Raw genomic sequence first — 1,349 nt, forward strand, 5'->3', positions numbered from 1 at the left:
GGTTCTTCGTCACTTCATATGGATTTGGTGTGATCCAGCATTCGCCCCACGGGGCTTCCGATCAGGTAGATCATGGCGATGAAGTTGGCCTCGTTCCGGTAGCCGCGTGCGCGTGACCGGGCCGCCTGGAATAGACCGTTCATGCCTTCCAGGCGTGCGTTGGTTAGACCGGACATCCAGCGCCTTACCACCTGCTCGGCATGCCGCTCCAGCGTCGTCAGAGCCTTCGCCATCGGCTTGAGCAGTGCCTGACCGGTAACGGCCTCACGCATGACGTTGAGGTAATTCGTGATGCGCCACCGGGCGGCACGTGGCGTCGGCGCCTGCTGAATCCAGCGCAGCTTTTCTTTGATCACCCAGGCATCCGCCGTGGCTCCCCGGTCGGCCACCAGTTCCTGAAGCGCGGCAATCTGCTTGGCCGTTAGGTTGCCGTTATCCAGGCTCTTCAAGACCGCCCAGCGCAGCGCCTTGGGATGCCCCTTCTCCCGACGCTCCTTTTTACGGACCTCGTCCAGGGCCTTGGTGAAGGTCTGCACGATATGGAACCAGTCAACCGTCACCTCGGCGTTGGGAAGATGCTGGGCCACGCCGCTCAGGAAGGCCTGAGACATGTCACAGACCACCTCGACTACGTTGTCCGGGTCGCCACCATGGTCCGCCAGGAAAGCGCGAAAGGCCTTGATGGCGTCTTTGCCATGGCCAGGAACGGCGAAGAGCACCGGCTCCTGCTTGCGCTGCATGTCGAGGAACACCGTGACATAGCAGTGGCCTCGTCGAGAGGCAGTCTCGTCCACACCGACGGTGGTGACGCGAGACAGGTCAAGATCGCCCAGCATGCGGCCCACGTAGTGGTGCACGATGCGCCACAGACGCTTGTCGGAGATCTCCAACTGCCGAGAAACGGCGAGCACCGGCATCTCCTTGACCAACGACATGGCGGCCTGCTCGAACAGCAGAGTGAAGTCGCTGCCAGGCCGCGCCCAGGGCACCTCGATGCGCTTGACGCCATGCTCGGGGCACTGGGTACGCGGCACCCGCGCATGCAGGTAACAGTGGTGCTGGAAGAAGTTCAGATGCCGCCAGGTCTTGTCGGCGAAGTCGTGGGCCGGGCAGGCCTTACCGCACTCCGGGCAAGGGTAGAGGCTGCCCCGCTCGGCCTCGACATAGAGATCCAGGCGGTGGGGCGACACGGAGGTATCCAGGTGCTGGTCCTTGAGAACCCAGGGCGCTTCCAGGCCCAAGCCGAGGGTCAGAATTTGGGTGCCGTCCATGCCATGCCTCCTGCCGTCGTGAAGGCCCTATCGTGGCTCAACGCTGGGGCTGAATTCCACACTCAACGGCGAAGAGCC

The 1,349-nt window shown here is 63.1% G+C and carries 1 protein-coding gene; it reads right to left on the minus strand.

Features of this window, described 5'->3' with window-relative positions; genetic code table 11:
- Positions 1-14: 14 nt before the first annotated feature.
- Positions 15-1,271 carry an ISL3 family transposase gene (locus tag BLT16_RS20460; protein WP_089660781.1) on the minus strand — a complete coding sequence of 419 codons (1,257 nt, stop codon included), beginning with the start codon at positions 1,269-1,271 and terminating at the stop codon, positions 15-17.
- Between the last annotated feature and the right edge of the window lie 78 nt (positions 1,272-1,349).

This window comes from Franzmannia pantelleriensis (assembly GCF_900102875.1).
GTDB classification, from domain to species: domain Bacteria; phylum Pseudomonadota; class Gammaproteobacteria; order Pseudomonadales; family Halomonadaceae; genus Franzmannia; species Franzmannia pantelleriensis.

What these genes read in the sequence shown, in the direction of transcription:
- BLT16_RS20460 (WP_089660781.1), bottom strand. Translation starts at nt 1,271, where the DNA reads ATGGACGGCACCCAAATTCTGACCCTCGGCTTGGGCCTGGAAGCGCCC.